The following is a 7,169-nucleotide window of genomic DNA, read 5'->3' on the forward strand; positions in this document are numbered from 1 at the left end:
GGCGGGCACCCCGCTGGCCAGCGGGCTGCCCGCCGACCCGGAGGCCGCCGCCCGCGCGTACCTGGCCGCCAACCAGGACCTGTTCGGCATGGACGCCGCCACGGTGGCCAGCATGGAACGGGTGCTGGTCCGACCGATCGGCAGCGGCACCGTCGTCACCCTCCGGCAACGCTTCGGCGACCTGCCCGCAGGGCCGGACGGCCTGGTCACCCTCGCGGTCGCCGACGGCGCGGTGCTCTCGGTCAGCTCCTCGCTGGCCCGCGACACCGGCACGCCGGCCCCGGCAACCCGCACACCCGAGCAGGCGTACGCCGCCGCGCTCGCCGACGCCAAGCTGACCGCCGACGCGGTGGCCAGCCACACCATCCGCCAGGTGGCGGTGCCCACCCCGCTGGACGGGCCACGGGCCGCCTACGAGGTGACCATGATCGGGGCGGACACCGAGCATCCGGCCGCGTTCACCAGCTACGTGGACGGCAGCACCGGGCAGGTGCTGGTTCGCGAGGACCTGGTCGACTACGACTCCGACAACCCGAGCTGGGCGGTCTTCCCGGCCACCCCGCCCCGTGACCTGGGCCCCGGGCAGGATCCCCGGGTGCGCTGGTGCGGCGACCCGACCCCCGGCTGCCAGGCCGCCTGGCGCGACCCGGCCACCGGCCAACCGTGGGACGTCGACGCGGCCACCGGCACGCCGACCTTCACCTCGCGCGGCAACTCGGCCAACACGGTGCTGTCCTGGGGCGCCAACACCCCGGTCGTGCCGGCCCCCACCAGCCCGGAACGCCGCTACGAGTACCCCTTCACCGACCAGTGGCACCAGGCGAAGTGCAACCCGGAGGTGTTCACCTCCGCCCAGCGCAACGACGCGGACGCGTCGATCGCCAACCTCTTCGCCATGCACAACCGGATGCACGACTGGTCGTACCAGCTGGGCTTCACCGAGTCGGCGTGGAACCTCCAGGCGGTCAACCTCACCCCGTCCGGGCTGGGCGGTGACGCCGAGCAGGGCCGTGCCCAGCAGGGCGCGTTGAGTGGTAACCGGAACAACGCCAACCAGGGCACCCCGCGCGACGGGCTGCCGCCGACCACCAACATGTACCTCTGGCAGCCGCAGGCCGGCGGGCCGTACCCGCCGTGCGTGGACGGCGACTACGACATGACGGTGATCGGCCACGAGTACACCCACGCGATCACCAACCGGATGATCGCCGGCCCGGACAGCGGGATCAGCGGCCACCAGGGCGGGTCGATGGGTGAGTCGTGGGGCGACCTGCTCGCCGCCGAGTACCTCTTCCAGCACGGGCTGCGCGCACCCGGCGAGACGCCCTTCATCACCGGTGGCTACGTCACCGGCAACCTGGTCAGCGGCATCCGCAACTACGACCTGAGCCGCAGCCCGCTCAACTACTCCGACATCGGTTACAACACCGCCGGCCCGGCCGTGCACGCCGACGGGGAGATCTGGGGCGCCACCAACTTCCGGGTCCGCTCCGCCCTGGTCAAACGGTACGGCCTCGGCACCCCGCAACGGCAGCTCGACTGCGCACTGGGGAAGGTCGCGGCGGATCAGTGCCCGGGCAACCGACGCTGGTCGCAGCTGGTCTTCGACTCGTTCCTGTTGCAGGCCGCCAGCCAGGTCAGCATGCTCGACATGCGGGACAACATGCTCACCGCCGACCTGCTCCGCTTCGGCGGCACGAACCAGGACCTGATCTGGGCCGAGTTCGCCCGCTCCGGGATGGGCCGCGACGCCGCCACCAACGGTGCCGGCGACACCGACCCGACGCCGAGTTTCGCCTCGCCGCGCGGCGGCAACGCGACGCTCACCCTGCGCCCACGGGGAGACAGCGCCGACGCGCCGATCCGGGTGTACGTGGGGGCGTACGAGGCGCGGGCCGTGCCGGTGGCCGACACCGACCCGGCGACGCCGATCCCGGACACCGTGGAGATGGTGGCCGGCACCTACGACCTGCTCGCCGTGGCCCCCGGCTTCGGGCACCAGCGGCTCAGCGTGGTCGCCAAGGCCGGCCAGGACGGGTACGTCGACATGCGGATGAGCCGCAACCTCGCCTCCGCCGCGTCCGGCGCCACCATCAGCGGTGACGGGGTCAACCTGGACCGGGTCGTCGACGACACCGAGGCGACGAACTGGGCGTCCCTGGACGGGGTCGTCGGCCGGCAGCTCACCGTGGCGCTGCCCGGCGGCACCCCGCAGACGGTCAAGCGGGTGAACGTCAGCGCGATGCTGCGCCCGGCGATCACCGGCGACGCCGACACCGGCGCGCAGAACGCGCTCACCGCGCTGCGTTCGTTCGCGGTGTCCGCCTGCAACGCGACGACCACCGACTGCGCGGATCCGGCGCGCTGGCAGCGCATCTACACCAGTGCGGCGGACGCGTTCCCCGGTGGGGCGTACCGGGCGTACAGCCGGGACATCAACCTCCGGACGTTCGCGGTACCCACCACCCTCGCCACCCACCTGCGACTCGAGGTGCTGGCGAGCCAGTGCACCGGTGGCCCGCACTACGCGGGTGAGCAGGACGACGACCCGGCCACGACGACGGACTGCGCGACCGCCAGCCCGGCCCGGAGCCAGGTCAGGATCGCCGAGTTCCAGGCGTTCTCGAAGTGACGTTCCAGGCGTTCTGGAAGTGACCCAGTGGGGCCGGCGGTACTCCGCCGGCCCCACTGCCTCCGATCAGCGGTGCGCCCGGCGCCAGGGGCCAGACACCGCCGGACGGCTCCCCACGCCGGCCGCGATCAGCGGTGCGCCCGGCGCCAGGGGTCGGCGACGGCCGGGCGCTCCCAGCGCCGGTCCACCGGGGGGTCGTCGGCGTCGCCGGTCTCCCCGGCGGCGGCCCGGGTCAGCTGCCGCAACCGCAGCAGCAGCCCCACCCCGAGGAAGAGCAGCAGCCCGCCGAGCAGGAACGCGACCTGCACCACGCCGAACGCGCTGGACTGCGACACCGGGCGGTCGGCCGACGGTGGTACGGCGTCGGCCGGGTAGTCGGCGGCCGGCTCCTCCGTTGCCGCGCTCTCGTCGTCGGTCGGCGCGCTCGCGGATTCGGTGGGCTCCGGCGGGCTCTTCGTCGGCTTCGGCTTGCTGGTCGGGACGCCACCCACCCCCACCACCGAACGGGTGGCGGTCTGCCGGGCCAGCAGGCGCAGGTTGGCGTCGTACGCCTCGGCGGCGAGGGTGACCCGCCCCTGGGTGACGTCCTCGTCAAAGGCCACCCGGTAGCGGGCGGTGACCGTGCGCCCCGGGCAGAGCGTGCCCGGGTCGAGCTGCCGGTCGGTCAACCGGGCCACGTCACCCTCGGTACGGATCTCCAGCGGAAAGTCGCCGGTCTCCTCCACCCGGTCCATCTTCACCTGGTCGAGTCGGAGGCCCTGCACGGTGAGCACCATCGACCAGCGCACCTTGGCGCACCCGCCGCGCCGGTCCGTCTGGGAGACCACCGCGGAGATCGTCCGCACCTGCTCACCGGCGGTGAACCGGCCCGGCAGGCCGCTCATCTCGGTGGTGAAGGCCGCCTGTGCCGGGGCGGCCGCCGCCAGCTCCACCCCGCTCAGACAGGCCAGCACCACCCCTGCCCGCAGCGCGTACCGCCACACCGTCACCACCGCCGTCCTCCGTTCGGTCGCCTCCACCTGGCAACGCTAGAAGCGGGACGACGGCCGGACCAGACGGGTGTGTTCGCACCGGACGGCAAGGAGGGGGTGGGTTTTCACCGACAGTGGTGAACCGGTCACCACTCCCCCGCGACACGCCGGCAGTCGGGCCGCTGGGAGAATCACGCGGTGTCCGAGCTCTCCAGCACCTTCGTCCGGCTGCACGCGCGGCTGGCCCCGGTCCCCTTCGTGCCCGAGGTGCTGTTGCACCAGGCGGATGAGCCGATCGGGCTGTGGGAGCTGACCGAGGGCGAGTTCTCCAGTGACCGGCCGCCGCCGTTCTGGGCGTTCGCGTGGGCCGGCGGGCAGGCCCTCGCCCGCTACCTGACCGACCATCCGGAGCTGGTCGCCGGCCGCCGGGTGCTCGACCTCGCCTCCGGCTCCGGCCTGGTGGCCATCGCCGCCGCCCGCGCGGGCGCGGCGTCGGTGCGCGCGGTGGAGGTGGACGAGCTGGCGGTGGCGGCGGTCGCCCTCAACGCCGAGGCCAACGGGGTACGCGTCGACGCCGAGTTCGGCGACATCCTCGACGGCGACGCCGGGGACGCCGAGGTGGTGCTCGCCGGTGACGTCTTCTACAGCGAGGCGATGGCCCGTCGGGTGCTGCGGTTCCTGCTGCGCGCCGCGCGGGCCGGCGCGCCGGCGCTGGTCGGTGACCCCGGCCGGGCGTTCCTGCCCCGGGACCGGTTCGACGAGCTGGCCGCGTACGACGTGCCGGTGCCGGAGGCGTTGGAGAGCGTGCGGGTGAAGCGCACCACCGTCTGGCGGCTGCGGACCGGGCTGCCGGGAGCCTCCGGCTAGCGTGTCCGGGTGCTGTTCCGCAGCTGGGCGCAGGTGGCCGACGCCGCATGGCCGGACGTGGCCCGGGTGCCGGACCACGTCGGCGGCACCCACCTGGTCGTGACCCGGCACGCGCTGGTCCGCCAGGTCCTCGCCGACCCGGTCACCTACCGGCCGGACAACGCCCTGGACGCGGTGACGCCGATGCCGGTGACCGCGCTGCGGGTGCTCGCCGGGCACCGGTTCCGGCTGCCGCCGACCCTGGCGAACAACTCGGGCGTCAGCCACCCGCAGATCCGGGCGATCGTCGCGGCGGCGTTGCATCCCACCCGGGTCGCCGCGCAGCGGCAGTGGCTGACCACGCTGGTCCGGGACCGGGTCGCCCGGATCGGCGCCGCGCTCGACGCCGGCGCGCCGGTCGACCTGTACGCGGACCTGGCCGCCGACCTGCCGCTGCTGGTGCTGGCCCGGCTGGTCGAGTTGCCGGACGCGCCGGTGGCGGCGGTCAAGGAGTTCGCCCGCGCCGCGCTGGAGTTGTTCTGGGCACCGCTGGACGCCGACCGGCAGGTGGCGCTCGCCGAAGAGGTGGGCCGGTTCCACCACGTACTGCGGGACTTCGCGGCCGTCGGTGGCGGTTTGGCCGCCGAGCTGCGCGCGGCCGGGCACCCGCCGGACGTGGTGGTCGGCGCGCTGTTCTTCCTGTTGGTCGCCGGGCAGGAGACCACCTCGCAGTTCCTCACCCTGCTGCTGCACCGGCTGGCCGGCGAGCCCGCGGTACGGGCCGGGCTGCGCACCGGTGCGGTGGCGGTGGCCGACGTGGTGGAGGAGGGCCTGCGGCTGGAACCACCGATCGTCACCTGGCGACGGGTGGCCGCTACGGAGAGCACGCTGGGCGCGACGGTGGTGCCGGCGGGCAGCAGCCTGGTGTTGTGGCTGGGCCGCGCCGGTCGGGACCCGGCGGTGGTGGAGTCGCCCGACGAATTCCGTCCGGGCCAGCGGGGGTCACGCCGGCACCTGGCGTTCGGGGCGGGCGCGCACCGCTGCGTCGGGGACGTGCTGGCGCGGATGGAGGCGGCGGTGGTGGTGGCCGAGGCGGCGCCGCTGCTGGACGGGGTGACGGTGCTGCGTCCGCCCTGGTGCCCGGACAATCTCACCTTCCGGATGCCGGACGCGTTCGTGGTCCGCCGCCGCGGCACTGTCACCGGGCTGACCGGATCCTGACACCAGCTCGGTATGTTTCCGGGCGTGTCAGCCACCCCCACCCGTCGGATCCCTGCTGTCGTAACCCTTCTGGCCCTGCTGGCGTTGACCGGCTGCGCGGTCGGCCCCGGCCACCCGGCCCACGCCCGGCAGGTCACCGCCGCCGAGGCGACAGCGTCCGCGTCCGCCGCGACCCCGTCGGTGTCGCCGTCGGTGACGGCGAAACCCGCGTTCAAGAGCCTGGCCTGGTACGTGTCCCAGGTGCCGACCTTTCCCGAGGCGCCGCTGCCGCAGCCGGTGCCGCTGCCGGCGACCGGTTCGGCCCCGTTCTGGCACCGTCTGCCGACCGACCAGAAGGTCGCCTTCATCACCATCGACGACGGTGGGTTGGCCCGCCCGCCCGAGGTGATCGACTTCATCTGGGAGGCGCGCATCCCGGTCACCATGTTCCTCAACTCACCGGCGGCGGCCGAGCACACCGACTACTTCCGGCAGATCGAGGCGGTGGGCGGGGTGGTGGAGAACCACACCATCGCGCACAACTCGCTGGCCGGCCGGTCGTACGACTACCAGCGGCAGGAGATCTGCGGTGCCGCCGACCGGCTGGAGGGGCTGTTCGGCAAGCGGCCCACCCTGTTCCGGCCACCGTTCGGCGAGCATGACAGCACCACGCTGAAGGCCGCGCACGACTGCGGCGCGAAGGCCGTCTTCCACTGGACCGAGACCGTCCACGAGGGAAAGGTGCGCTACCAGACCCCGGAGAAGGTGGTCCAACCCGGCGACGTGCTGCTGATGCACTTCCGGCCGGCGCTGATGGACGACCTGCTCGCGGCGTTGAAGGCGATCCACCGGGCCGGGCTCACCCCGGCGCTGTTGGAGCAGTACGTACGGTGATCAGCCCGCCGACGACCTGACGAAAGTCGGGGGTGGGTGGTGCCGTTCGGGCGCGGTGCGGCGGCAGCCCGCTCGCCTAGCGTCAGCGCATGATCACATTACGTGGGTTGACGAAACGGTTCGGGTCGACGGTCGCTGTCGACGCGCTGACCGTCGACATCGCGCCCGGCCGGGTCACCGGCTTCCTCGGCCCCAACGGCGCCGGCAAGTCCACCACCATGCGGATGGTCCTCGGGCTGGACCGTCCCACCGCCGGGCAGGCGCTGGTCGGCGGGCGCGCGTACCGGGAGTTGCGCCGGCCGCTGCACGAGGTGGGCGCGCTGCTCGACGCCCGGGCCATCCACCCGGCCCGGTCCGGCCGGGCGCACCTGCGGGCCATGGCGCACAGCAACGGCATCCCGATCCGCCGGGTCGACGAGGTGTTGGACACCGTCGGGCTGGACGGACGGGCCGCCGGCAAGCCGGGTCGGACGCTCTCCCTCGGCATGGGCCAACGGCTCGGCATCGCCGGCGCGCTGCTCGGCGACCCGCCGGTGCCCGGTCGGACCGCCGTCCGGGAGGAGCGCGGCCAGGTGGTCGACGCCGGCGCGTTGGACGCCCTCGACGGGGACGCCACCGCCGAACAC

Annotated in this window: 6 protein-coding genes; 5 read left to right on the forward strand and 1 reads right to left on the reverse strand. The window is 73.8% G+C overall.

Annotated features, from left to right (window positions below; genetic code table 11):
- The coding region (locus KBX53_RS16655) for a M36 family metallopeptidase (RefSeq protein WP_210860226.1) at positions 1–2,632 on the forward strand (2,632 nt) is incomplete at its 5' end.
- Between the two features lie 128 nt (positions 2,633–2,760).
- On the opposite strand, the gene KBX53_RS16660 is transcribed toward KBX53_RS16655, so the two are convergent.
- Entirely contained in the window at positions 2,761–3,651 is an 891-nt protein-coding gene (locus tag KBX53_RS16660; protein ID WP_307857889.1) for a hypothetical protein, read from the reverse strand.
- A gap of 150 nt (positions 3,652–3,801) precedes the next feature.
- Here KBX53_RS16660 and KBX53_RS16665 point away from each other — a divergent pair, with 150 nt between their 5' ends.
- From KBX53_RS16665 to KBX53_RS16680, 4 genes are all read left to right on the forward strand, one after another.
- Entirely contained in the window at positions 3,802–4,470 is a 669-nt protein-coding gene (locus KBX53_RS16665) for a methyltransferase (RefSeq protein ID WP_030336114.1), read from the forward strand.
- A 9-nt stretch (positions 4,471–4,479) separates the two neighbouring features.
- Entirely contained in the window at positions 4,480–5,670 is a 1,191-nt protein-coding gene (locus KBX53_RS16670) for a cytochrome P450 (protein ID WP_030336116.1), read from the forward strand.
- 24 nt (positions 5,671–5,694) lie between these two features.
- A complete protein-coding gene (locus KBX53_RS16675; protein ID WP_309140788.1) occupies positions 5,695–6,543 on the forward strand; it encodes a polysaccharide deacetylase family protein in 849 nt (282 codons plus the stop codon).
- An 89-nt stretch (positions 6,544–6,632) separates the two neighbouring features.
- Positions 6,633–7,169: ATP-binding cassette domain-containing protein (locus KBX53_RS16680; protein ID WP_247675732.1), on the forward strand; the 537-nt coding region annotated here is incomplete at its 3' end.

Origin of the sequence: Micromonospora sp. M51 (genome assembly GCF_018070305.1) — a bacterium.
Classification (GTDB): Bacteria; Actinomycetota; Actinomycetes; order Mycobacteriales; family Micromonosporaceae; genus Micromonospora; species Micromonospora parva.